The organism is Phytopseudomonas daroniae (genome assembly GCF_004327275.1).
GTDB lineage: Bacteria > Pseudomonadota > Gammaproteobacteria > Pseudomonadales > Pseudomonadaceae > Aquipseudomonas > Aquipseudomonas daroniae.
In genome coordinates this window covers 1-23347 of sequence record NZ_QJUJ01000008.1, presented here as the reverse complement: position 1 = coordinate 23347, position 23347 = coordinate 1, and the positions used below count along the sequence as shown (strand labels likewise).

Annotated in this window: 21 protein-coding genes; 9 read left to right on the top strand and 12 right to left on the bottom strand. The window is 62.8% G+C overall.

All coding sequences use genetic code 11. From position 1 onward, the window contains the following. Positions 1-127: 127 nt before the first annotated feature. The 3 genes from rep (at position 128) to DNK10_RS17855 (ending at position 3778) form a co-directional block, all read left to right on the top strand. Complete coding sequence (gene rep, locus DNK10_RS17865) at positions 128-2137, top strand: DNA helicase Rep (protein WP_131192483.1); 2010 nt, start codon at positions 128-130, stop codon at positions 2135-2137. A gap of 410 nt (positions 2138-2547) precedes the next feature. Beyond that, positions 2548-3030: a UPF0158 family protein gene (locus tag DNK10_RS17860; protein ID WP_131192482.1), complete on the top strand. Its 483-nt coding sequence runs from the start codon at positions 2548-2550 to the stop codon at positions 3028-3030. Between the two features lie 175 nt (positions 3031-3205). Next, the gene (locus tag DNK10_RS17855) at positions 3206-3778 is read left to right on the top strand and encodes a xanthine phosphoribosyltransferase (protein WP_131180137.1); all 573 of its coding nucleotides are present in this window, start codon (positions 3206-3208) and stop codon (positions 3776-3778) included. Here DNK10_RS17855 and DNK10_RS17850 read toward each other — a convergent pair. The 6 genes from DNK10_RS17850 to dadA all read right to left on the bottom strand — a co-directional run bounded on the left by DNK10_RS17850 (position 3762) and on the right by dadA (position 10175). Beyond that, positions 3762-5900: an acetyl-CoA hydrolase/transferase C-terminal domain-containing protein gene (locus tag DNK10_RS17850; RefSeq protein ID WP_131192481.1), complete on the bottom strand. Its 2139-nt coding sequence runs from the start codon at positions 5898-5900 to the stop codon at positions 3762-3764. The genes DNK10_RS17855 and DNK10_RS17850 overlap by 17 nt on opposite strands. Positions 5901-6030: 130 nt before the next feature. Then, positions 6031-6453, bottom strand: a complete 423-nt coding sequence (locus DNK10_RS17845; RefSeq protein ID WP_131192480.1) for a c-type cytochrome — start codon at positions 6451-6453, stop codon at positions 6031-6033. 179 nt (positions 6454-6632) lie between these two features. Next, positions 6633-7181, bottom strand: a complete 549-nt coding sequence (locus DNK10_RS17840) for a cupin domain-containing protein (protein ID WP_131180134.1) — start codon at positions 7179-7181, stop codon at positions 6633-6635. A gap of 94 nt (positions 7182-7275) precedes the next feature. After that, a complete protein-coding gene (alr, locus tag DNK10_RS17835; RefSeq protein WP_131192479.1) occupies positions 7276-8349 on the bottom strand; it encodes an alanine racemase in 1074 nt (357 codons plus the stop codon). A 202-nt stretch (positions 8350-8551) separates the two neighbouring features. Further along, on the bottom strand, positions 8552-8902 hold the full coding sequence (locus tag DNK10_RS17830; protein ID WP_131192478.1) for a RidA family protein: 351 nt from the start codon (positions 8900-8902) through the stop codon (positions 8552-8554). Next, positions 8877-10175, bottom strand: a complete 1299-nt coding sequence (gene dadA / locus DNK10_RS17825; protein ID WP_131180131.1) for a D-amino acid dehydrogenase — start codon at positions 10173-10175, stop codon at positions 8877-8879. The genes DNK10_RS17830 and dadA overlap by 26 nt, the downstream gene beginning before the upstream one ends. A 155-nt stretch (positions 10176-10330) precedes the next feature. Here dadA and dadR point away from each other — a divergent pair, with 155 nt between their 5' ends. After that, the gene (gene dadR, locus DNK10_RS17820; protein WP_013789818.1) at positions 10331-10819 is read left to right on the top strand and encodes a transcriptional regulator DadR; all 489 of its coding nucleotides are present in this window, start codon (positions 10331-10333) and stop codon (positions 10817-10819) included. Positions 10820-10870: 51 nt separating this feature from the next. Here the strand turns inward: dadR and DNK10_RS17815 are convergent, their stop codons facing one another. Beyond that, positions 10871-11224, bottom strand: coding sequence for a YkgJ family cysteine cluster protein (locus tag DNK10_RS17815; protein ID WP_131180130.1), 354 nt, complete (start codon positions 11222-11224; stop codon positions 10871-10873). A 163-nt stretch (positions 11225-11387) separates the two neighbouring features. Here DNK10_RS17815 and DNK10_RS17810 point away from each other — a divergent pair, with 163 nt between their 5' ends. After that, positions 11388-12701, top strand: a complete 1314-nt coding sequence (locus tag DNK10_RS17810) for an NAD(P)/FAD-dependent oxidoreductase (RefSeq protein WP_131192477.1) — start codon at positions 11388-11390, stop codon at positions 12699-12701. A gap of 187 nt (positions 12702-12888) precedes the next feature. On the opposite strand, the gene DNK10_RS17805 is transcribed toward DNK10_RS17810, so the two are convergent. Further along, complete coding sequence (locus DNK10_RS17805; protein WP_131192476.1) at positions 12889-13131, bottom strand: DUF1127 domain-containing protein; 243 nt, start codon at positions 13129-13131, stop codon at positions 12889-12891. Positions 13132-13310: 179 nt separating this feature from the next. Here DNK10_RS17805 and DNK10_RS17800 point away from each other — a divergent pair, with 179 nt between their 5' ends. Both DNK10_RS17800 and DNK10_RS17795 read left to right on the top strand, forming a co-directional pair. Further along, positions 13311-14729, top strand: coding sequence for an aminotransferase-like domain-containing protein (locus tag DNK10_RS17800; RefSeq protein WP_131192475.1), 1419 nt, complete (start codon positions 13311-13313; stop codon positions 14727-14729). A gap of 67 nt (positions 14730-14796) precedes the next feature. Then, on the top strand, positions 14797-16347 hold the full coding sequence (locus DNK10_RS17795) for a phospholipase D family protein (protein WP_425273866.1): 1551 nt from the start codon (positions 14797-14799) through the stop codon (positions 16345-16347). Here the strand turns inward: DNK10_RS17795 and DNK10_RS17790 are convergent. Both DNK10_RS17790 and DNK10_RS17785 read right to left on the bottom strand, forming a co-directional pair. Beyond that, complete coding sequence (locus tag DNK10_RS17790) at positions 16342-17484, bottom strand: MFS transporter (protein WP_131192473.1); 1143 nt, start codon at positions 17482-17484, stop codon at positions 16342-16344. The two genes, DNK10_RS17795 and DNK10_RS17790, sit on opposite strands and share 6 nt — an antisense overlap. Before the next feature lie 295 nt (positions 17485-17779). Further along, the gene (locus DNK10_RS17785) at positions 17780-19273 is read right to left on the bottom strand and encodes an aldehyde dehydrogenase (RefSeq protein WP_131192472.1); all 1494 of its coding nucleotides are present in this window, start codon (positions 19271-19273) and stop codon (positions 17780-17782) included. 273 nt (positions 19274-19546) lie between these two features. Between DNK10_RS17785 and DNK10_RS17780 the strand changes: the two genes are divergently transcribed. Then, positions 19547-19906: a cupin domain-containing protein gene (locus tag DNK10_RS17780; RefSeq protein ID WP_131192471.1), complete on the top strand. Its 360-nt coding sequence runs from the start codon at positions 19547-19549 to the stop codon at positions 19904-19906. 266 nt (positions 19907-20172) lie between these two features. On the opposite strand, the gene DNK10_RS17775 is transcribed toward DNK10_RS17780, so the two are convergent. Then, positions 20173-22095 carry a sensor histidine kinase gene (locus DNK10_RS17775; RefSeq protein WP_165496008.1) on the bottom strand — a complete coding sequence of 641 codons (1923 nt, stop codon included), beginning with the start codon at positions 22093-22095 and terminating at the stop codon, positions 20173-20175. After that, on the bottom strand, positions 22092-22754 hold the full coding sequence (locus DNK10_RS17770; protein ID WP_131192469.1) for a response regulator transcription factor: 663 nt from the start codon (positions 22752-22754) through the stop codon (positions 22092-22094). The genes DNK10_RS17775 and DNK10_RS17770 overlap by 4 nt, the downstream gene beginning before the upstream one ends. A 176-nt stretch (positions 22755-22930) precedes the next feature. On the opposite strand from DNK10_RS17770, the gene DNK10_RS17765 reads away from it, so the two are divergent. Then, positions 22931-23347, top strand: a 417-nt coding sequence (locus DNK10_RS17765; RefSeq protein WP_208738834.1) for an ESPR domain-containing protein, incomplete at its 3' end; no start/stop codon positions are given.

Below are 23347 nucleotides of genomic sequence, written 5' to 3'. Positions count from 1 at the left end.
ATAACCGCAAGGGATTCGTCATCATCTATCCGCTACAGATGGCGGCCGTCGGTTCCTCTATCAAAGCAACGAATGGCTTGCGACTTTCAGCTAAAATGCGCGGCCATTTCCCTTCGCGATAGACTCGATGTCCCGACTCAATCCCCGGCAACAGGAAGCCGTGAACTACGTCGGCGGCCCTCTTCTGGTGCTCGCCGGCGCAGGTTCCGGCAAGACCAGCGTGATCACTCGCAAGATCGCCCACCTGGTACAGAACTGCGGCGTGCGCGCCCAACACATCGTCGCCATGACCTTCACCAACAAGGCCGCGCGCGAAATGAAGGAGCGCGTCGGTACCCTGCTCAAGGGCCCCGAGGCCCGCGGCCTGACCGTGTCGACCTTTCACAACCTGGGCATGAATATCATCCGCAAGGAATATGCGCGCCTGGGTTACAAGCCCGGCTTCTCGATCTTCGACGACGGCGACATCAAGGCGCTGCTGACGGACATCATGCAGAAGGAGTACGCGGGCGACGATGGTGCCGATGAGATCAAGAACACCATCGACAGCTGGAAGAACGACCTGATTCTCCCCGACGAAGCCCTGGCCAACGCCCGCGGGCCGAAGGAGCAGACGGCCGCCATCGTCTACCTGCACTACCAGCGCACGCTCAAGGCGTACAACGCGGTGGACTTCAACGACCTGATCCTGCTGCCGGTGAAGCTGTTCCAAGAGCATCAGGACATTCTGGAAAAGTGGCAGAACCGCATCCGCTACCTGCTGGTGGACGAATACCAGGACACCAACGCCAGCCAGTACCTGCTGGTGAAGATGCTGGTGGGCATGCGCAACCAGTTCACCGTGGTCGGCGACGACGACCAGTCGATCTACGCCTGGCGCGGCGCGCGGCCGGAGAACCTCAACCTGCTCAAGGAAGACTACCCGTCGCTCAAGGTGGTGATGCTCGAGCAGAACTATCGCTCCACCAGCCGCATCCTCAAATGTGCCAACATCCTGATCGCCAACAACCCTCACGTGTTCGAGAAACAGCTGTGGAGCGAAATGGGCATGGGCGACGAGATCCGCGTGATCCGCACCCGCAACGAAGACGCCGAGTGCGAGCGCGTGGCCCTGGAAATCCTCACCGAGCACCTGCGCACCCAGCGCCCGTACAGCGAGTTCGCCATCCTCTACCGTGGCAACTACCAGGCCAAGCTGATGGAGCTGAAACTGCAGCACCATCAGATTCCCTATCGCCTCTCCGGCGGCACCAGCTTCTTCGCCCGTCAGGAAGTGAAGGATCTGATGAGCTACTTCCGCCTGCTGGTCAACCCGGACGACGACAACGCCTTTCTGCGGGTGATCAACGTACCGCGCCGGGAAATCGGCTCGACCACCCTGGAAAAACTCGGCAACTACGCCAACGAACGCAAGATCAGCATGTACGCCGCCAGCGACGAAATCGGCCTCGGCGAGCACCTGGACAACCGCTACACCGAACGTCTGGCGCGCTTCAAACGCTGGATGGACGGCGTACGCGAACAGTGCGTGGTCAACGAGCCGATTGCCGCCATCCGCAGCATGGTCATGGACATCGACTACGAGAACTGGCTGCGCCAGAACGCCTCCAGCGACAAGGTCGCCGACGCGCGCATGGGCAACGTCTGGTTCCTGGTCGACGCCCTGAAGAACACCCTCGACAAGGATGAAGAGGGCGACATGACCATCGAGGACGCCATCGGCAAACTGGTACTGCGCGACATGCTCGAACGCCAGCAGGAAGAGGAAGAAGGCGCCGACGGCGTACAGATGATGACCATGCATGCCTCCAAGGGGCTGGAATTTCCCTCGGTTTACATCATCGGCTTCGAGGAGGAAATCCTCCCCCACCGCTCCAGCATCGAGGCCGACACCATCGAGGAAGAGCGGCGTCTGGCCTACGTGGGCATCACCCGCGCCAAGCGCAACCTGGCCCTGACCTTCGCCGCCAAGCGCAAGCAGTACGGCGAGATCATCGAATGCACCCCGAGCCGCTTCCTCGACGAATTGCCGCCTGAGGATCTGGTCTGGGAAGGCCAGGAAGAAGCCCCCGTGGAAGTCAAAGCCGCCCGCGGCAACGACGCCCTGGCCAATATGCGCGCCATGCTCAAACGCTGAAACGGCGACTCACCTACTACCTACGCAGCGACATCCGGGAGCAAGCCCCTGGGTATCGCTGCGCTCAACCCGGGCTACGGCCCTGAGATCCGCCTTACAACGCTTACGCAGGAGCATCTGTTCTCGCCCGACCGAGTTGATCGCTGGCAAGGCTAGGCGCCCCCGCAGCTCCTACAGGGCTATGGCTCGCGAGCGACAAGTGCCAGACGCCAAATTGTGTAGCGGCGCCTGGCCTTGCAGGCGATCGCTTTTCGAGCGGCCGATGTCGCGACGAACATCACTTGTGAACTCTGGATCGCCACCCGACAGGTCGATTGGCACCTGCGTAACATTTCGGAGTCAGAGTGAAAGACTGGTCGCTGCAGCCGACCAGTTATCGTGAAGCTACTTCTGCAAAGAGGCCCGGAACCATGCGCACGCTCACTCTCGACCTCGATACCCTGACCCAGTTGATCAACGGTCGCGAAACCCTGGAGCACTGGCTCGACATGGAGGCCGGCACGGTGCTGAGCCTGTCGCCGGAAGATCAGGGCAGCGACGAACGCCAGCAGATCCAACTGCAGCCCGATCGCTACGCCGCCGTGCCCAATCTCGACGTGGCCCAGCGCGTGGCCATGCGTGAATCCTTTCTGTTCACCCTCGACGATCTCAACGCCCACCCGCTGCTCAGCGCGGCACTGACCGGGCGCAAGCCGCTACGCGCCTTCGACTACGAGATCGACTACTTCCCTGTGCTGCGCCAGCAATGGCACGACTACGAGCATAAGCAATTGCGCGAATACGCCCTCAACTGGCTACTCGAACTGGGCCTGGAGCCCGCCCCGGACAAGCTGCCACTGGATACCCGCGGCATTCCCAAGGACATCCTGCGGCGCCTGACCAAGAGCGCCTGATCCTCTGGATTAATAGCCCAGGGACGGGATCGAGAGCGGCTGTGTCATCGGCCCACGGGCATCCCAAGCGCGTCAGCCGTCGGACGTTCACCTGCCCCGCGTGCGGTTTCGCTACAAATGATCGGCATTTTGAGGGAAAATCCGCCGCTTTGCTCTTGAGCCCAGAGGATCGATCGTGGAGTCGTTGAAACAGAAGATATGCAGTGAAGGTACCGTCCTGTCCGAGCAGGTGCTCAAGGTCGATGCCTTTCTCAATCACCAGATCGACCCACAGTTGATGCAGCAGATCGGCCACGAGTTCGCCGAGCGCTTCAAGGATCAGGGCATCACCAAGATCGTCACCATCGAAGCCTCCGGTATCGCCCCCGCGGTGATGGCCGGCCTGGAGCTGGGTGTACCGGTGATCTTCGCCCGCAAATACCAGTCGCTGACGCTCACGGACAACCTCTACATCTCCAAGGTGTTCTCGTTCACCAAGCAGACCGAAAGCACCCTGGCCATTTCCTCCAAGCACCTGAGCGCCAGCGATCACGTACTACTGGTCGACGACTTTCTCGCCAACGGCCACGCCGCCAAGGCACTGATCGACCTGATCGGCCAGGCTGGCGCCAGCATCGCCGGTATCGGCGTGGTGATCGAAAAGTCCTTCCAGAGCGGCCGTGCCGAGCTGGATGCCCAGGGTTATCGCATCGAATCTCTGGCGCGCATCCAGTCCCTGGCGGGCGGCAAGGTCACCTTCCTCGAATAGCGGTCGCCTTCAGCCCGGCCAGCAGCAGGCGCTGATATAGATCCTCACGCAAGCCGTCGGGCTGTTCCAGCCCCATGCGCTGCAGTTGCTCGGGAAAGGCCTCGGCGGGCGGCGCATCGAGCGCCGCCTTGCCCAGCTCCAACACTTCGCTCAGGCGAAACTTGCCCTTCAGCCAGGTCAACGCGCGCAGCAATTCCTGCTCCTCCGGGCTGAAATCGCTGCCCAGCGGATACTCCGCGAACGACGCCCGATGCCGATCCGCGATCCCCTGCAGTCGCTCGGGCGTGTTGTTCGTGAAACGTGGGTCGAGGCGGAAATCCTTCGGCAACTTGCCTGCCTCTATCGCCTGCGCCATCAGCTCCGCCTGGAAGCGCGAGTCGCTGACGCCGAGCAAGGCTTCGATCACCTGTGCATCGGTCTTGCCACGCAGGTCGGCGATGCCGTATTCGGTGATCACCACGTCACGCAGATGGCGGGGGATGGTCACGTGGCCGTATTCCCAGACGATATTGGAACTCACCTCGCCTGCGGATTCGCGCCAGCTGCGCAGCAGCAGGATCGAGCGCGCGTCAGGCAGTGCATGGCCCTGAGCGACGAAGTTGTACTGCCCGCCCACACCGCTGAGCACACGGCCATCTTCCAGTTGATCGGCCACCGCCGCGCCGAGCGCGGTGACGGTGAAGACGCTGTTGATGAACCGCGCATCGACGCGCTGCAGGCGCTTGAGTTCTTCCTGGCCATACAGCTCATTGATGAAACCGATGCCGGTCATGCCGAAGCGGCTGCGCTGTCTAACATCCATCTCGGCCAGGCGCTGATAGAAAGACTGCGGGCCCAGGAAGAAACCGCCATGCACCCGTACGCCGTTCCTGGCTGGCGTCAGGTAATCCCTGAGCACCGCCTGGCTGAGCGGGTCGGACAGTTCGGTGGAGCATTGCTGATCGGTCGGCAGCAGCAGGTTTTCACCCTGCAGTTTCAGGTTGGCATCCAGCAGGCCGCCGTCCTGCAGCCAGCTCAGCGTCGCTTCGTCCAGGCGCTCCGGCAAGCCGGCGTCGAGCAAGGCCTGCACGCTGCGCGGATGGCCATTGGTATCCAGCGCACCGGCGCTGGCCAGCCGCTGCACCCGCACATCGGGGTAAACGACGCGACGTATCACGCCCGCCTCAGCCAGCGCCAACAGGCCGTTGACGAACATCTCACTGCAGCCGTAAAGCCCTTCTTCGAATGGCCGCAGATCGCCAAGAATATCGGTCAACGGATGCGCATGCCCCTCCTGCAGGTCGCCCAGCACCGCACGGTAGCTGGCATTATCGGCGTGACGCATCAGCAAGGCAGCGCTGACCGCATCGCCCATGGCACCAATGCCGATCTGCAGGGTACCGCCATCGCACACCAGCGTGCTGGCATGCAGGCCGATGCAGTGATCCTGCACCGTCACCGGCATGTTTGGCGTGGAGAACAGCGTGCAGACCTCGGACTCCCGCACCTGGATATCGAAGGTCTCACGGGGCAGTTCGGCGTCGCCGGCCATATAGGGCAACTGGTCATGCACCTGAACCAGGCTGAGGATGGGTTCGCCACGTTCACGCCGCGCCTGTAACAGGGGCAGCAGATCCAGGGTGATGTCAGGGTTGCAGCTCAGGCTGAAATGGCCGGGGCGAGTGGCATCCTGGGCGACCAGTTGGGCGATCACGTTGATGCCCTTGGCATTGATGTCACGGGCGGCGTGGCTATAGTTGCTGCTGGTGTAGTCCTGCTGCGCCGGGGCACTGTCGAGCAGGCTGCCGGGCTGCAGGAAGAACTGTTCGACCCGCACATTGGCCGGCAGTGTGTCGCCCTGCAGGTCGGCGAGAAAGTCCAGCTCCAGATAGTCGCCATACACCCGCTCGACGAAGGGTTCGAGAAAGCGCCGCTGCAAATCCGATCCTGCGCGCGGCCGCCCCAGGCATAAGGCGGTGTAGATGGTCAGTTGACGCTCGGGCATTTCGCGCAGGCGCGCGTACAGGGCGTTGACCCAGCGATTGGGTTTACCCAGCCCCAGCGGCAGGCCCAGATGAATGGGCCCGTCGATCTCGTCCAGAACGCGGTCAACGGCTTGCTCGATGGAACACTGTTGGGGCATGCAGCTCTCCAGGCAAATGGACACGGCAGTGTCCGTTGGACTGCCCAACACGCCTTTTGCTGCATATTCTCGTCACGCTGCAACAACAAAGCCGCCCTGAGGCGGCTCTGTCAGGCGGGAAATTCGCCGCTTACAGACCGGACATTTTCTCGATGGCGGCACGCAGCTCGTCATCCGAACAGTCGCCGCACGTGCCCTTCGGCGGCATGGCGTTGATGCCGGAAATCGCCTTGGCGAGGATGCCGTCCATACCGCCCAGCTCGTCTGCCCGGGTTTTCCAGGCAGCGGTGTCGCCGATCTTCGGTGCACCAAGCAGCCCCGGTGTGTGGCAGGCAGTGCAGTGCCTGGCGACGATATCGTCGGCGCTGCGCGTGGCACCGCCGGTAACCGCGGCAACGGCCTCGACACCCTTGCATTCCTGCCCGGAAATACACACTTGCCCGACGGGTTTGATCCGCTCGGCAATCGCCTCGTCGGCGGTAGCCTGGGCATTCACGGCCCATAGCGCCAGGGCAATTGCCGGCACTACCAGCATGCTTCTAATTGGGTTCACACAGATGCCCTCATGGGTGGCTAGTCACGCTCGCGGCCACGGTTTCGCGAGCCCGCGAAGTATAACGACTGGCCAAAACGCCGGACATGACCCAACTTGTCGCAGGGTTATCGATCTCGTGACGCAGATCAACGGTGTCGCAGATTGCCACGCGCCAGGCGTGGCAGGTCGCGATTTTTCTAGAAGTTCGCCGGCGTGGTCGCGCTGATCAACCGGGCCGGTTGATCGAAGGGATTGCGAAAACGATGGGGCTTGCTGCTCTCGAAGTAGTAGCTGTCGCCGCTTTCGAGAATGAACACCTCGTCACCGACCGTAAGTTCGAGACGCCCTTCGACCAGCATGCCGGTCTCCTCGCCCTCGTGGGTGTACATCTCCAGGCCGGTATCGCTGTGTGGCGGGTAGGTTTCGTCGAGAAAGGAAATGGCCCGGCTCGGGTGAGCCTTGCCGATCAGTTTCATGGTGATCGCACCGCTATGGATGTCGGTCAGCTCGCTGGCGCGATAGACCACCTGCACCTGATTGTCCTGCTCGGCCTCCAGGGAAAAGAATTCCACCAGGGACATGGGAATGCCCGCCAGCACCTTCTTCAGCGAACTGATCGAGGGGCTTACGCTGTTCTTCTCGATCATCGAGATGGTGCTGTTGGTAACCCCCGCCCGCTTGGCGAGTTCGCGCTGGGAAAGCCCTTTGAGCTTACGGATGGATTGCAGGCGTAGACCGACGTCCAATGCAGGATGCCCCCAGGGAAGACATGGAATTGGCCGTATCATGGCAACAGTGTTCAGTATTTACAACAGTCTGAACACCTCGAAACACCCTGGCTTAGCTATCGCTATAGATAAGCGGCACGCGCCGTACGTTGCAGAACAGCTGATAGGGAATGGTACCCGCCGCGACGGCTACGTCACTGGCCAGCACGCCACGGCCCCAGAATTCGACACGGCTGCCCAGGCCAGCGCCTGGCAGATCGCTGAGGTCGACGGTGAGCATGTCCATCGATACACGGCCGATGATTCGCGACGGCAAGCCGTCGATCAGCACCGGCGTGCCGGTCGGAGCATGACGCGGATAGCCATCCGCATAGCCCATGGCGACCACCCCCACCCGGGTAGCGCGTTCGCTGGTGAAGCGCGCGCCGTAACCGACGGGTTCTCCTGCCAGCAGATCGCGCACGCTGATCACCCGGGACTCCAGCGTCATCACCGGCTGCAGGCGGGAAGCCACATCGTGAGCCTGCTCGAAAGGCGTGGCGCCGTAGAGCATGATGCCGGGGCGTACCCAGTCACTGGGAATGCTCGGCCAACCCAGCAGCGCTGGCGAGTTGCGCAGGCTGACCTCCGCAGCCAGCCCCTCACGGGCCTGCTGGAACACCGCCAGTTGCTCGTCGCTACGCGAACTATCGAGCTCGTCGGCGCGGGAGAAGTGGCTCATCAAGATGATCTTCGCCACCTTGCCGCTGGCCAGCAGGCGCCTGTAAGCAGCCTGATAATCGGCTGGATGAAAACCGACGCGGTGCATGCCGCTGTCGAGTTTCAGCCAGAGAGTCAGAGGTTGCGTCAATTCGGCCTGCTCGATGGCTTCGAGCTGCCACTGGGCATGTACCACGCACCATAGGTCGTGCTGATCGATCAACGCCAGCTCACTGGCCTCGAAGAACCCTTCGAGCAGCAGAATCGGCCCACGAATACCGGCCTCGCGCAGTTGCAGTGCCTCTTCGATACAGGCCACGGCGAAGCCGTCGGCTTCGTCCTGCAGCGCCTGGGCGCACCGCACCGCACCATGCCCATAGGCATCCGCCTTGATCACCGCCAGCGCGCGCGCACCGGACAGTTCACGGGCCAATTGGTAGTTGTGACGAAGGGCTTGCAGATCGATCAAGGCACGGGCAGGACGCATGGTTATCTCGAATGACGGAAGAAGACACACTACAAGGCGATAGCAGCCACAAGCTGCAAGCTTCAAGCAGCAAGTTAAAAGCGGCTCGGAGCGCTCCATTGCTCTTGCTTCTATCTTGTAGCTTGAAGCTTGTGGCTTGCAGCTCAATGGCTGCTTTTGCCTTATTGCAGTCGGAACATCTCGGTAGATCGTGAGCCGGCCCTTAGGGTAAAGCAGCAATCACGGTCATCTCCACGAGTACGTCCGGCGAATACAGCTTGGCCTCGACGCAGGCACGGGCTGGTGAATTACCGGCGGGCACCCAGGCATCCCAGACCTTGTTCAGGCCTTCGCGATCATCGATGTTCTTGAGAAAGATGGTGATCGACAGAATGCGCGACTTGTCGGTACCGGCTTCGGCCAGGAAGGCGTCGATGCTGTCCAGCGTCGCTTTGGTCTGGGCTTCGATGCCTTCGCTATGGTCTTCATCCAGTTGGCCGGCCAGGTAGACGGTACCGTTGTGAATGACGATTTCGCTCAGACGCGGTTCAGTTCGCAGGCGCTGTATGGACATGCGTGTTCGACTCCTTGGTTGTGCCATAACGGGAAATATCCAGGCCTTCGCTGCTGATCTGCGGACGCTTCCTGGCGATGATGTCAGCAAGGAAACGCCCGGAGCCACAGGCCATGGTCCAGCCTAGGGTACCGTGTCCGGTGTTCAGAAACAGGTTTCGATACGGCGTTGCGCCCACGATCGGCGTGCCATCCGGCGTCGCCGGACGCAGCCCCGTCCAGAAGTCCGCCTGGCTCAGATCACCGCCCTCGGGGTAGAGATCACCGACGATCATCTCCAGGGTTTCCCGTCGACGCGGGTCGAGGCTCAGGTCGAAGCCAGCGATCTCGGCCATGCCGCCAACGCGAATGCGCTGGTCGAAGCGGGTGATGGCGACCTTGTAGGTCTCGTCGAGAATGGTCGACGTCGGCGCCATGTCCGGGTTGGTGATCGGCACCGTCAGCGAGTAGCCCTTGAGCGGATACACCGGCGCGCGTATACCCAGCGGCTTGAGCAGTTGCGGGCTGTAGCTGCCCAGCGCCAGCACGTAACGGTCGGCGGTTTCCAGTTTGCCGTCGATCCACACCCCATTGATGCGATCCCCGGCGAAATCCAGACGCTGGATGTTCTGACCGAAACGGAACTGCACGCCCAGCGCAGCCGCCATATCGGCCAGCTTGCGGGTGAACATCTGGCAATCGCCGGTCTGGTCGTTAGGCAGGCGCAGGGCACCTACGAGCTTATCGGTGACGCTGGCCAGGGCCGGCTCGACCTTGGCGATGCCAGCACGGTCGAGCAACTCGTAAGGCACACCGGACTCTTTCAGTACAGCGATGTCCTTGGCCGCGTTGTCCAACTGCGCCTGAGTACGAAAAAGTTGCGTGGTGCCAAGCTGACGGCCTTCATAGGCGAGGCCGGTTTCCGCACGCAGCTCGTCTAGGCAATCACGGCTGTACTCGGACAGCCGCACCATGCGCTCCTTGTTCACCGCGTAACGGCTGGCGGTGCAGTTGCGCAGCATCTGCGCCATCCACAGGTACTGGTCGATATCGGCGCTGGCCTTGATGGCCAGCGGTGCGTGCTTCTGCAACAACCACTTGATGGCTTTCAGCGGCACGCCCGGCGCAGCCCAGGGCGAGGCATAACCCGGCGACACCTGGCCGGCGTTGGCGAAACTGGTTTCCAGGGCAGGGCCGTTCTGGCGATCCACCACCACCACCTCGAAACCCTGACGGGCCAGGTAGTACGCACTGGTCGTACCGATCACACCGCTACCAAGCACCAGAACCCGCATATTTCCTCCTCGCCGCGACGATGCACTGGCGTATTACGATTTGAGAAGTCGATGCGTACAGTATAGAAAGTGAATGGCAGTGCTTTTCACTGTATACAGGCCTATATTTGAAGAGAATTCTGGGTTTAACAGCCTTTCATGGAGGGGCGCCGATCATGCGTACGCAACACCAGAGCCGCCGCGAGCTGGACAAGATCGATCGCAACATCCTGCGCATCCTCCAGGAGGACGGACGCATCTCCTTCACCGAACTGGGCGAGCGGGTCGGTTTGTCCACCACGCCCTGCACCGAACGCGTCCGCCGCCTGGAGCGCGAAGGCATCATCATGGGTTACCACGCCCGCCTCAACCCGCAGAACCTCAAGGCCAGCCTGCTGGTGTTCGTGGAGATCAGCCTGGACTACAAATCCGGCGACACCTTCGAAGACTTCCGCCGCGCCGTACTGAAATTGCCCCACGTACTGGAGTGCCATCTGGTATCCGGCGACTTCGACTACCTGGTGAAGGCGCGCATCAACGAGATGGCCAGCTACCGCAAGCTGCTCGGCGACATCCTCCTCAAGCTGCCCCATGTGCGCGAGTCGAAGAGCTATATCGTGATGGAAGAGGTGAAGGAAAGTTTGGCGCTGCCGGTGCCGGAGTAAATGACCTGACCGAGCTTGATAAAGACGCTTGCGCAGCAGCGCTGACAGGCCCTAGACCAGCACCTGCCGCGTACTGGCGATGAGCTGATGCACCTGGCGCTCCACGCTCGCTTCGATTGGCTGCTCGGGCCCACGACCGTGGGGGCACGGCAGGCTGGCGGTGGTGCCGAACAGGCGACAGATCAGCGGGCGCTGGTCATACACCTGGCAGCCCTGAGGGCCGAGGTGCACGCAGTTGTAGTCGGCCAGGGCGGCGTCCTGCTCGGTGGCGGTCTTGCGCGGCAGGCGCGACATTTCTTCCGACGAGGCGGTCACCGGGCCGCAACAATCGTGGCAGCCGGGCACGCAGTCGAAGCGCGGGATCTGTCGGCGCAGAAGGTCGATCTTGCGGCTGGTGCAGCTCATGGTCATGGCTCGGAAACGGATGCCGCGCATGGTACAGGCGAGCCCGCCCGCCGCAAAGGATATGGCAGCAGCATTATCCAAACGCCATCGCGGGTTGGCGCCGAGTAAAGTCAACGCTTATGCTTTGTCAATTTTTACAAACAGAAAACTCAGGATTTCGCACATGACCGCCCGTGCCAACCCGCCGGTTCATAGCGCCGAGCATGCCCCATCCTACTACGCCGCGAGCGCCAATCTGCAGCTCGATTACCCGGCTCTGCACGGTGAGCAGCGCGCCGATGTGTGCATCGTCGGCGGTGGCTTCTCTGGCCTGAACACAGCCATCGAGCTCGCCCAGAAAGGCCTCTCGGTGGTGTTGCTGGAAGCCCATCGGATCGGCTGGGGCGCCAGCGGGCGCAACGGCGGACAACTGATTCGCGGCGTCGGCCACGGCGTCGAGCGGTTCGAGTCGGTGATCGGCGCCAGCGGCGTGCGCGAGCTGAAGCTGATGGGCCTGGAAGCGGTGGAAATCGTGCGCCGCCGGGTCGAGCAGTTCGACATCGCCTGCGACCTCACCTGGGGCTACTGCGACCTGGCCAACAAGCCCCGCGACCTGGCCGGCTTCGCCGAAGACGCCGCCGAACTGCAGAGCCTCGGCTATCGTCACGAACTGCGCCTGCTGCAACCGGAACAGATGCACGAGGTGGTCGGCTCGAGCCGCTATGTCGGCGGCCTGATCGACATGGGTTCGGGCCACCTGCATCCACTCAATCTGGCCCTGGGCGAAGCTGCCGCGGCGCAGAGCCTGGGCGTGCGTCTGTTCGAGCATTCACCGGCCACGCGCATCGACTATGGCAAAGAGATCCGCGTACACACGGCTCAGGGCTTGGTGCGCGCGGCGCAACTGGTGCTGGGTTGCAACGCCTATATAGATGATCTGAACCCGACGCTGGGCGGCCAAGTATTGCCGGCCGGCAGCTATATCATCGCCACCGAGCCGTTGAGCGAAGAGCAAGCCAGTACCCTGATCCCGCAGAACATGGCGCTCTGCGACCAGCGGGTAGCGCTCGACTACTACCGTCTCTCGGCCGACCGTCGCTTGCTGTTCGGCGGCGCCTGCCATTATTCGGGGCGCGACCCGTCCGATATCGCCGCCTATATGCGGCCAAAGATGCTGGCGGTCTTTCCGCAGTTGGACGACGTGCGCATCGACTATCAATGGGGCGGCATGATCGGTATCGGTGCCAACCGCCTGCCGCAGATTGGCCAGTTGAAGGATCAGCCAAACGTATTCTATGCCCAGGCCTACTCGGGCCATGGCGTCAACGCCACGCACCTGGCCGGCAAACTGCTCGGCGAGGCCATCGCCGGGCAGGCTGGCGGCGGCTTCGAGCTGTTCGCCAAGGTGCCGCACATGACCTTCCCCGGCGGCCGCTACCTGCGCTCACCACTGCTGGCCCTGGGCATGCTCTGGCACCGCCTCAAAGAGCTGGCCTGACAGCATCCAGCAAAAGCATCGCCGGCAAGGGCTAGGCGCCCCCCGGCTCCTACGAGATTGACCGCGATCTCACTTTGCAGGAGCCGCCTGCGGGTAATCAGCCAAGGGAATGCGGGATGCACTTCTGATCGCTCCCCGGATTACGCCTGCGGCTAATCCAGGCTACAGATGCAACCTAAGCCACCAGTCACAGCTTCCAGAACGGCAGCGAGGCTTCCTGCCTGGCCTGGTCACGGGTCAGGCCGATATCGTGCAGTTGCGCATCGCTCAGCTCGCGCAAGGCACCGCGGGTCATCAGGCGGCGAATGAACAACTTCCAGCGATGGGTCAGTGCCTCACGCGGTGGCGCCAGCTCCGCCACACGTTGACGTGCACAGCCATCCAGCTCGCTGCTCTTCAGGGTCAATCGCACATCGCTCAGTCCGCTCATCTCGCTCTCCTGCGTCTATCGTTCATGGGAGATAATGATGGCAAACGACGAAAAGACATGACAGATCCAAAAAATCAGAATTAAATCAATACAGATGTCGGAAAAGCGCAACTGAATGGTCGGTGGTGAAGCCATCTGTACTGGTTACCGATTCTATTTTTTCAATACAGGCACTGAGCATGACCCTCTATACCAACCTGGCCGAGCTGCTCGGCGAACGCATCGAACAAGGGCTGTATCGCCCAGGCGACCGTCTGCCCTCGGTACGCGCCCTGAGCCAGGAGCATGGGGTCAGCCTGAGTACGGTGCAGCAGGCCTATCGGCATCTGGAAGACCGCGGACTCGCCCTGCCGAAGCCGAAGTCCGGCTACTTCGTACCGCAAGGCCGCGACAAACCGGCGCTGCCGAAGATCAGCCGGGCACCACAGCGGCCAGTAGAGGTGTCGCAATGGGATCAGGTGCTGGAGCAGATTTCCCTGCCGCCACGCAACGATTTCGTCCAGCTCGGCCGCGGCCGACCGGATATCGACAGCCCGACGCTCAAGCCGCTGTTGCGCTCGCTGTCGCGCCTGAGCCGCAAGCAGGATCTGCAGACCCTGACCTACGGCAGCATTCATGGCGACCAGCGCCTGCGCGAACAGATCGCCCGCCTGGCACTGGACTCGGGCTGCCAGCTGACTTATGAAGACATCGTCATCACCACCGGCTGCCACGAAGCGCTATCGGCAGCCATCCGTTCGATCTGTGTGCCCGGCGATATCGTCGCCGTCGATTCGCCGAGCTTCCATGGCGTGATGCAGGCGCTCAAGGGCTTCGGCATGAAAGCGCTGGAACTGCCGACCGACCCGTTGACCGGCATCAGTCTGGAAGCCCTGGAACTGGCCCTGGAGCAGTGGCCGATCAAGGCCATTCAGCTCACCCCGAACTGCAACAACCCGCTGGGCTACATCATGCCGGAGGCCAACAAGCGTGCCCTGGTGGCCCTCGCTCAACGCCACGATGTGGCGATCATCGAAGACGATGTATATGGCGAGCTGGCCTTTCACTACCCGCGCCCGCGCACCATCAAATCCTACGATGACGACGGTCGGGTACTCTTGTGCAGTTCCTTCTCCAAGACGCTGGCGCCGGGGTTGCGTGTCGGCTGGATCGCGCCTGGCCGTTATCTGAATCAGGTGCTGCACATGAAATACATGGGCACTGGCACCACCGCGCAGTTGCCGCAACTGGCTCTGGCCGAATACATCGAGGGCGGTCATTACGAGCCGCACCTGCGGCGCATGCGCGCGCAATATGCGCGCGGCCTGGATCAGATGAGCGACTGGGTGAGTCGTTACTTCCCCCCGTCGGTGCGGGTCAGCCGGCCTCAGGGCAGCTTCATGATCTGGGTGGAAATGCCGGAAGGCTTCGACAGCCAGCGCCTGAACCGCGAACTGGCGGTGCACAAGGTGCAGATCGCGCCGGGCAGCATCTTTTCCGCAGCCGGCAAATATCGCAACTGCCTGCGCATGAACTATGCCTCGCGGCACAGCGCGAGCATCGAGGCCGCGGTACGCACGGTCGGCGAAACCGTTGCGGCCATGCTGGAAGAATCCTAGCTGAATCTTTTCAAGCGCAGCGGCGTCCTATCAGCACTCCCCCCGACAGCCGATGGAGGCTGCGACTGTGCCATTGCGCGTGCTCTTTATCGTTTTACTGAGCCTCGGCGGCTGCACCAATCAGGTGCCCATCGTCCCCAGCCAGGCCATTCCCGCAGCCGACTCCTCGTTCGGCGCAACGCTTGAAGCACGCGCTGCCGAACACCAGGGGCACTCGGGGTTTCGCCTGCTGCCTGCCAGCAACGAAGCCTTTGCTGCCCGAGCCGAACTGATCCGCGCAGCGCAGCACAGCCTCGATTTGCAGTACTACATCGTCCATGACGGGTTGAGCACTCGGGCGCTGGTCAAGGAGCTGCTGCAAGCGGCGGATCGCGGTGTGCGAGTGCGCTTTCTGCTCGACGACACTGCCAGCGACGGCAAGGACTATCAGATCGCCTTGCTGGCGGCTCACCCGAATATCCAGATCCGCGTATTCAACCCGTTGCACCTTGGCCGCATGACCGGCGTCACACGTATGCTCGGCCGCGGGCTGAACCTGTCGCAGCAGCATCGGCGCATGCACAACAAGCTGTGGCTGGCCGATAGCGCCGCGGCCATCGTCGGCGGACGCAATCTGGGCGACGAGTACTTCGACGCCGAGCCCAACCTCAATTTCACCGACATCGACATGCTCGCCATCGGCCCGGTGGCGCGGGATCTGTCGCAGAGTTTCGACCAGTACTGGAACAGCGCGCTGAGCAAACCCATTCAGCAGTTCGTCTGGCAGCGACCTGACGAGAAGGCGCTGAACAAAGCGCGCAAGGGGCTACAGGACTACCTGGACACCGCGCGTGTCGAGCAGCCGAAGCTCTATCACCGTCTGCTCGCCTACCAGGAAGAGCCCAAACTGCAGAAGTGGCTCGGCGAACTGATCTGGGCACCCGGCACCGCATTGTGGGATGCGCCGAGCAAGGTACTGGCCAGCGGCGAGCCCGACCCGCATCTGCTGCTGACCACGCAACTGGCACCGCACCTGCAGGCCACCGAGGACGACCTGGTGATGGTCTCGGCCTACTTCGTCCCGGCTCAGGCTGGGTTGCAGTACCTGATCGGCCTGGCTGACAAAGGCGTGGATATCCGTCTGCTGACCAACGCCCTGGAGGCCACCGACGTGCCCGCCGTGCACGGCGGCTACGCGCCTTATCGGCAAGAGATGCTGGAGCACGGCATGCGCCTGTTCGAGCTGCGCAGCCAACCGGGTGCCGACTCTGCCCCAACCTACAGCTTCAGCGGCAGCTCCAACTCCAGCCTGCACAGCAAGGCGCTGGTCATCGACCGGCAGAAATCCTTCGTCGGCTCCTTCAACATCGATCCCCGCTCGGTGCTGTGGAACACCGAGGTGGGCGTGCTGGTGGACAGCCCCAAGCTCGCCGACTACCTGCGTGAGCTCGCTCTGCAGGGCATGGAACCAGCCGTCAGCTATGAAGTGCGCCTGCAACCGGATGGCAACGGTACGCGCATGGTCTGGCTCGGCGAGGACGACGGTAAAGCCTTCGTGCTGGACGAGGAGCCGGGCACCCGCTGGCGGCGCTTCAACGCCTGGTTCTCGCGGGTGATCGGGCTGGAGAAGATGCTATAGCGTCGCCCGCTCATCGAACGCATCGCGCCGCCAGGCCAGCCAGACGAACCCTGCCGCACCGAACGCCATCAGGATCGGCAAGGCATGCCCGCTGACCCACTGGCTCACCGCCCCCGTCGACAGCGGCCCGATCAGGCAGCCGATGCCCCATAGCTGGGCCACGTGGGCATTGGCGCGTACCAGTTGATCATCACGAAAGCGCTCGCCGATCAGGATCAGCGACAGGGTGAACAGGCCGCCGGCGCTGGCGCCGAACAGCACCAGCAGCGGCCAGATCAGTGGCGTATGCAACAGCGCTGGAATGCCCAGGCTGGAGAACAGCAAGACCACGCCGCAACCGCGGAACAGCGCCACCCTCGAGATTCGGTCGGCGAGCAGGCCAATTGGCAGTTGCAGCGCCGCATCACCGACCACCACCACGCTGGCCATGAACAACGCCACTTCCTGGGTGAAGCCCTGGCGCAGGCCATAGATCGGCAACAGCGTGAGCATCATCGCTTCGAAGGCAGCGAACAGCATCACCGCCCAGGCGATCGCCGGCAGGCGCTGACAGAACACCAGCAAACCGCGCCCAGAAACACTGTGAGCGTCGACCACCGGCGCACCGCTGCGGCCGATCAACAGTAGCGAGCCGCCGATCAGCAGCACGGTGCCGAACCAGAAGCCCAAGTCCGTATCGGTACCGAGCACGCTCAGCAGCAACGGCCCGCATAGCTGGCTCAACGCATAACCCGTGCCATACAGCGCCACCAGGCGACCACGCCACTTTTCCACGGCCAGTTGGTTGATCCAGCTTTCACCGAGGATGAACACCACGGTAAGCGTCACGCCAAGCAGCAGGCGCAGCAACAGCCACACGCCATAGTTCTGCATCAGTGCCAGGCCGGTGACTGACACCGCACCGGTCAGCAGGCACAACTGCATCAGCCGCGGCGTGGGGCAGCGCGAGGCCAGTCGACCAGCCAGCGAGGCGCCGAGCAGCACGCCAACCGCAGGCGTGGCCGCCATCACGCCGATGGCGAAGTTGCCATAGCCCCAACTCTCCAGGCGCAAGGACACCAGCGGCATGGTCGTGCCCAACGCCAGGCCGATACTGATCACCGCCGCGCACACGGCGAAGTAGGTTCCCCAACGCATCACTGACTCCAGAGGCAAAGCACAGCGGCCGGGCTCCATGGAGCCCGGCCGCTGGGTCGATCGAGCTCGCTTGCAGGCGAGCCTTATCCGTGCAGGAACAGGTCGTAGGATGGGTGCAACCCATCGGCCAATGATGGGTTTCACCCATCCTACGGCTGCTTTCGCCCCTTTGAGCGACACTCAGCCCGATCGCTCGGATACGACATTTGATGTGTGACGCGACACTAGCCTCATCGCTGCGGTCAAGCGTCAGCTCTTGCGCTTTTACTTGAGGCTTGCAGCTTGCCGCTGCTGTTTAGAGTTTGATCCAGGTCGCTTTCAGTTCGGTGTACTTGTCGAAGGCGTGCAGCGACTTGTCACGGCCGTTGCCCGATTGCTTGAAGCCACCGAACGGCGCGGTCATGTCGCCACCGTCGTACTGGTTGACCCAGACGCTGCCGGCACGCAGCGCGCGGGCGGTCAGGTGCGCCTTGGAGATATCCGCCGTCCACACCGCTGCCGCCAGGCCGTAAACGGTGTCGTTGGCGATCTGCACAGCCTGCTCGGCGCTGTCGAAACCGATCACCGAGAGCACCGGCCCGAAGATTTCCTCACGGGCGATGGTCATGGCATTGGTCACGCCGTCGAAGATGGTCGGCTCGACATAGGTGCCGCCACTCTCTTGCAGGGTGCGCTTGCCACCGATCACCAGCTTGGCGCCGTCATTGTGGCCGGCCTCGATGTAGCCGAGCACGCTGTTCATCTGCTGGGTATCGACCAGAGCGCCGACATTGGTGTCCGGATCCAGCGGGTTACCGGCCTTCCAGCCTTTCAGGGCCTCGACCACCATCGGTACGAAACGCTCCTTGATGGAGTTTTCCACCAGCAGGCGCGAGCCCGCGGTGCATACCTCGCCCTGGTTGAAGGCGATGGCGCTGGCGGCGGATTCGGCAGCGGCCTGCAGATCCGGCGCATCGGCGAAGACGATGTTCGGGCTCTTGCCGCCGGCCTCCAGCCACACGCGTTTCATGTTCGACTCGCCGGCGTAGATCATCAGTTGCTTGGCGATCTTGGTGGAGCCGGTGAACACCAGGGTGTCGACGTCCATGTGCAACGCCAGGGCCTTGCCCACGGTATGACCATGGCCCGGCAGTACGTTGAATACGCCAGCCGGGATGCCGGCTTCCACGGCCAGGGCAGCGACGCGAATGGCGGTCAGCGGGGATTTCTCGGACGGTTTGAGGATCACCGAGTTACCGGTGGCCAGCGCCGGGCCGAGCTTCCAGCTGGCCATCATCAGCGGGAAATTCCACGGCACGATGGCGGCCACCACGCCGACCGGCTCGCGGGTAACCAAGCCGAGCTGGTCGTGGGGCGTCGGGGCGACTTCGTCGTAGACCTTGTCGATGGCCTCGGCGCTCCAGCGGATGGCGTGGGCGGCTGCCGGAATGTCGATGCTCAGCGAATCGCCGATCGGCTTGCCCATGTCGAGGGTTTCCAGCAGCGCCAGCTCCTCGGCGTTGGCCAGCAGCAGTTCCGAGAAGCGAATCATCTTCTCCTTGCGCTTGGCCGGCGCGATGCGCGACCAGACCCCGGAGTCGAACGCTGCACGGGCCGACTTGACCGCCAGCTCGGCGTCCGCCAGATCGCAACTGGCGACCTGGCCCAGTACCCGGCCATCGACCGGGCTGATGCAATCGAAGGTTTCGCCACTCTGGGCGGCCTGATACTCGCCCTGCACGAAGGCACGGGTCTCGATCTTCAGATCCTTGGCACGCTGTTCCCAGTCGGCACGAGTCAAACGGGTCATTCGATCATCCTCTTAGTCGGTGAAGGCGCCGAGCGCCTTGGAAACTGCGAACCACACTAAACCAGCGCCCGCAGGATTTTCAATATTCTTGACACTTGATCGGGAAATGCCCTTGCTGCGTTCAATTTATAAAACATAGACTCGAACGAATCGTTATCAGGCAATTGAATAACGCAGGTAGTTCTTCAACAGCCTGTTACGCCGCATCGCCCCAGGCCGTCGATAGGCATGGGATGATCGCTGCACGTTCTCGGATTGACCACGGAAGCGAATATGAATATCCAACAGATTGTCGATTTCGCCCAGGGCGGCGGCAGCGCCGAAGAGTACCGCCCCGCCCCCGAAAAGATCCTCAAGGGCGACCCATTGCAGCAAGTACGCAACCACTACGCCAGCCCTTGCGGCCAGTTCAACTCAGGCGTCTGGGAAGGTGATATCGGCCAGTGGACGGTGAACTACAGCGAACACGAATACTGCGAGATCCTCCAGGGCGTTTCCGTGCTGCGCGACCAGGAAGGCAACGCCAAGACCGTGCGTGTCGGCGACCGCTTCGTGATCCCGGCCGGCTTCGTCGGCACCTGGGAAGTGCTGGAGCCGTGCCGCAAGGTATACGTGATCTTCGAGCAGGCCTGAACGGCTGGAGCGGCGTTCGATAGCCTCTACGCCATTGGCAGAACGTAGCCTGGATTAGCCGCAGGCGTAATCCGGGGCCGAAGGCCTGATCCTTCGTTTAACGCGGATCATCGACCGGTCGCTTCCACCTTCGCAGGGTGGACAACGCTTTATCCGTCCACCACTTACCATCGTAATGGTGGACAAAAAGAGCGTTGTCCACCCTACGTCTACGTCTGCTCTCGCCTTTCGGCAGCCACTCATCCTGTGCACCCGATTCCTCTGGATCAGGTGGTTCCAGGCGATTCAGCAGATGCATTCCCCGTCACGGTTTGATTCAGGGGCAACCAAAGGCTGAAGCGCGTTCCCGCTGCTGGCTGCGCCACCCACTCCACCTTCGCCCCCAGCGCCTGGGCGCGACTGCGGATGTTGGCCAAGCCACGACCGCCTGCCGGCCCTCCTCCCCCGGGCTCGAAACCTTTGCCATCGTCTTCCACCAGAATCCGGACGCCCGAACTATCTTCGCGCGTACTGACGGTTATCCGACGTGCCACGGAATGCTTGATGATATTGGTCACCAGTTCCTGCAGGATGCGTAACACATGCAGTGAGTTTCCCGGGCTCAGCCAGGGTAGCCTCGGTAAAGCCTGTACCTGCCAGTGCATTGCCAGACCGGCGGCTTCCAGGCGAGGCTGCAAACGATGGCGCAAGGTCGCCAGCAATAACGTCAGGTCGGCCTCCACCGGATCCAGCGAATCGATGGTCAACTTCAGTTCATCGATACAGTCGCGCAGCAGGTGCTCGATATCGTTCGACGTCCCCTGGCCGGCACTGGCCATACGCAAGGCGCCGACCAGGGTCGAACCGAGGCCATCGTGCATGTCGCGCATCAGCCGCCGACGCTCATCGGCCAGGGTCTTCAGTCGTTCCGCCTCACGCAGTTGCTGGTAGGTTTGCCGCAGTTCGCTTTCGCGCTCGGCCAGCCTGAGCGCCAGCACTTCCTGGCTACGCTCCAGGCCATCGATGCTGTACAGGTAACGTTGCAGCAAGACACTGGCGAACAGCAGGCAGAAACTGATTTCCCAGTAAGGCAGCAGGTAAGGCTGCTCCAGGCTCAGCCAATAATTCTGCAGCGCCAGATCATGAGCGGCCAGGGGGATCGCCAGCAGATACAAAAGCGCCATGGCCCGTGCCGTCCAGACCCCATCGCGCCATACCACGCCCATCAGCAGCGGTATCGTCAGGATGAAGAAGACCAGCATCGCCAAGTGCGCCACGACGCCGATGCTGGCGAGATAGCTGCTCGACTGCAGCCAAGGCAGGGTCAGCACAGCGCAGGACAGGGTGCTGACCAGCATGCCTGTCTCCAGCCAGCGATATCGGTATCCACTCAGGCGGAAATTGAAGACCAGGCCGGTTATCGCCAGCCAGATGATCGAGTTGACGGTGAACCAGCCGAACCACGACGAGGAGATGAGACGCGTATCCAGTGGCCCGATGTAATGCAGGCTGCGCAACAGGTAGAACAGCGAACAGAAGAAAAACAGCAGATACGCCACTTCGTGCCGACGCCTGACCCAGATGGCCACGGTAAACAGGCCAAGCGCCAGAAAGGCCACGCCGATGGCGGGCGGTACAACGCTCTGCAGAGCACTGCGCGTCCAGTAGCGCCAGATCAGTTGATCCTCTTCCCCCAGCCACAAGGTGCTGATCCCACCACCCAGCCCCTGCAGGCTATCCATGCGGATCACCAGCTCTCGCGGCTCACCGCCGCCCGGGCCCAACTCGAGTAGAACCGGCTGGTTGAAGCCGTTCCATACCGGGTCGCCCGTGGAACGCCAAAGCAGCTCGCCACCCAGGTAAATGGCGACCTGACCTACCGTCTGCCAGCGCGGCAGGTAAAGAGAGGGATGCACCGCGGAGCGCAACACGGACGCGGGCAATTGCAGGCGGTACCAGGTGGTTTGTACGCCCGCATCATCGCCAGGCAGTGTACTGCGAGACATGTTCACGTCCGGTAGCGCCACCGCCTGCCAAGCGCCGGACGGCAAGCCGGGCAAACGCTCGCCCGGCTCGGCAAATCCAGGCGCGGCCACGTTCTCGATCAGACGCAGTGCCTGAACCAGCTGGAGCGGATCGGCCCGACCGCTGGCCTGCAGCGAATCGGCCAGCAGCAGGAGCGCGAGCACCAACAGCAGAACGCCTTTCACTGCTCGCCCGACGACAACAGGCCCAGACGGTAGGCAGAGCTGATGGCAGCAGCCTTGGAGCTCACCCCGAGTTTCTCGTAGATCCGCCGTACATAGGTCTGTACCGTCCAGGGTGAAACCTCGAGCGACCCGGCGATCTCAGGATAGGAATAACCACGGGCAACCCGTTCGAGCACTTGCTGCTCGCGGGCCGATAGCGCCAGCGGCTGCGCGAGCCTGACCGGTTCTTGAAAACGCTGCAGCAGGCGCCGGGCGATCATCGGGCTGATCGGGCTGCCGCCGGCATGCAGGGTGCGGATCTCCTCGACGATACCCGCCGCCAGGGCATCCTTGAGCAGGTAACCGCAGGCACCGGCCGCCAGCGCGGCGAATACCCGTTCCTGGTCGCCGAACAGCGTGGCGACCATCACCGCGCACCCCGGCCAGCGCACCTGCGCGGCGGCGATCGCCGCGATGCCCGAGCCATCCGGCAGGCCCAGATCCACCAGCAGCACGTCCGCCGCCGGGCCATCGAGCAGCGCCAGGCCCTCGCCCAGGGTCGCCGCCTCGGCCACCAGGGTTACGTCGCCCGCCCGCGCCACGGCCGCGCGCACCGACTCGCGGAACGACGGATCGTCCTCGACCATCGCCACACGGATCATCGCGTCACGTCCTGCCATGCCTGCATCCATCCTGCGCCCCCCGCCGAAGCGGCCGAGACCGCCTCACCCCGAAAAAGTGCCAGCTTGTCGCTAATCCGAGGGACATACAAGCCCGAACGCCCCCGCCACAATCGCGGTTTTGGCCAGCGTGCCATTCATCAAGGCACCGGTTGGCGCCAGTCCGGAGGGAACCCATGAACCATATCTACCGCACCGTGTTCAATCGCGCCCTGGGCGTCTGCCAGGCCGTGGCCGAAACCGCCCGGGGGCGGGGCAAGGGCGCAAGCGGCGGCCGCCGTGCAGCGCTTCGCCCGCTGGCCGCCATCGGTCTGGTGGCGTTGCTGACGGCGGCACCCGTGGCGCCGGCCAGCGCCGCCGACATTCTGACGGGTGGCGGCAACGGCGGTCGCGGCGGTCCTGCCAGTGGCGGTGGCGGCGGTCTTGCCGGTGGCGGTGGCGGTGGCGGTGACAGCAGCGATCCTGTCAGTGGCGGTGGCGGCGATGGTACCTCGCTCTCCTCGCCTGCTGAAAACGGCGCGAACGGTCAAAACGATGCTGGCGGCACAGGCGGTGCAGGCGGCAATGCAGGCAGCCCCGACAACCTTGGCAGC

What these genes read in the sequence shown, in the direction of transcription:
- rep (WP_131192483.1), top strand. Translation starts at nt 128, where the DNA reads ATGTCCCGACTCAATCCCCGGCAACAGGAAGCCGTGAACTACGTCGGC.
- DNK10_RS17860 (WP_131192482.1), top strand. Translation starts at nt 2,548, where the DNA reads ATGCGCACGCTCACTCTCGACCTCGATACCCTGACCCAGTTGATCAAC.
- DNK10_RS17850 (WP_131192481.1), bottom strand. Translation starts at nt 5,900, where the DNA reads ATGCCCCAACAGTGTTCCATCGAGCAAGCCGTTGACCGCGTTCTGGAC.
- alr (WP_131192479.1), bottom strand. Translation starts at nt 8,349, where the DNA reads ATGCGTCCTGCCCGTGCCTTGATCGATCTGCAAGCCCTTCGTCACAAC.
- DNK10_RS17830 (WP_131192478.1), bottom strand. Translation starts at nt 8,902, where the DNA reads ATGTCCATACAGCGCCTGCGAACTGAACCGCGTCTGAGCGAAATCGTC.
- dadA (WP_131180131.1), bottom strand. Translation starts at nt 10,175, where the DNA reads ATGCGGGTTCTGGTGCTTGGTAGCGGTGTGATCGGTACGACCAGTGCG.
- dadR (WP_013789818.1), top strand. Translation starts at nt 10,331, where the DNA reads ATGCGTACGCAACACCAGAGCCGCCGCGAGCTGGACAAGATCGATCGC.
- DNK10_RS17815 (WP_131180130.1), bottom strand. Translation starts at nt 11,224, where the DNA reads ATGAGCTGCACCAGCCGCAAGATCGACCTTCTGCGCCGACAGATCCCG.
- DNK10_RS17810 (WP_131192477.1), top strand. Translation starts at nt 11,388, where the DNA reads ATGACCGCCCGTGCCAACCCGCCGGTTCATAGCGCCGAGCATGCCCCA.
- DNK10_RS17805 (WP_131192476.1), bottom strand. Translation starts at nt 13,131, where the DNA reads ATGAGCGGACTGAGCGATGTGCGATTGACCCTGAAGAGCAGCGAGCTG.
- DNK10_RS17800 (WP_131192475.1), top strand. Translation starts at nt 13,311, where the DNA reads ATGACCCTCTATACCAACCTGGCCGAGCTGCTCGGCGAACGCATCGAA.
- DNK10_RS17790 (WP_131192473.1), bottom strand. Translation starts at nt 17,484, where the DNA reads ATGCGTTGGGGAACCTACTTCGCCGTGTGCGCGGCGGTGATCAGTATC.
- DNK10_RS17785 (WP_131192472.1), bottom strand. Translation starts at nt 19,273, where the DNA reads ATGACCCGTTTGACTCGTGCCGACTGGGAACAGCGTGCCAAGGATCTG.
- DNK10_RS17780 (WP_131192471.1), top strand. Translation starts at nt 19,547, where the DNA reads ATGAATATCCAACAGATTGTCGATTTCGCCCAGGGCGGCGGCAGCGCC.
- DNK10_RS17770 (WP_131192469.1), bottom strand. Translation starts at nt 22,754, where the DNA reads ATGGCAGGACGTGACGCGATGATCCGTGTGGCGATGGTCGAGGACGAT.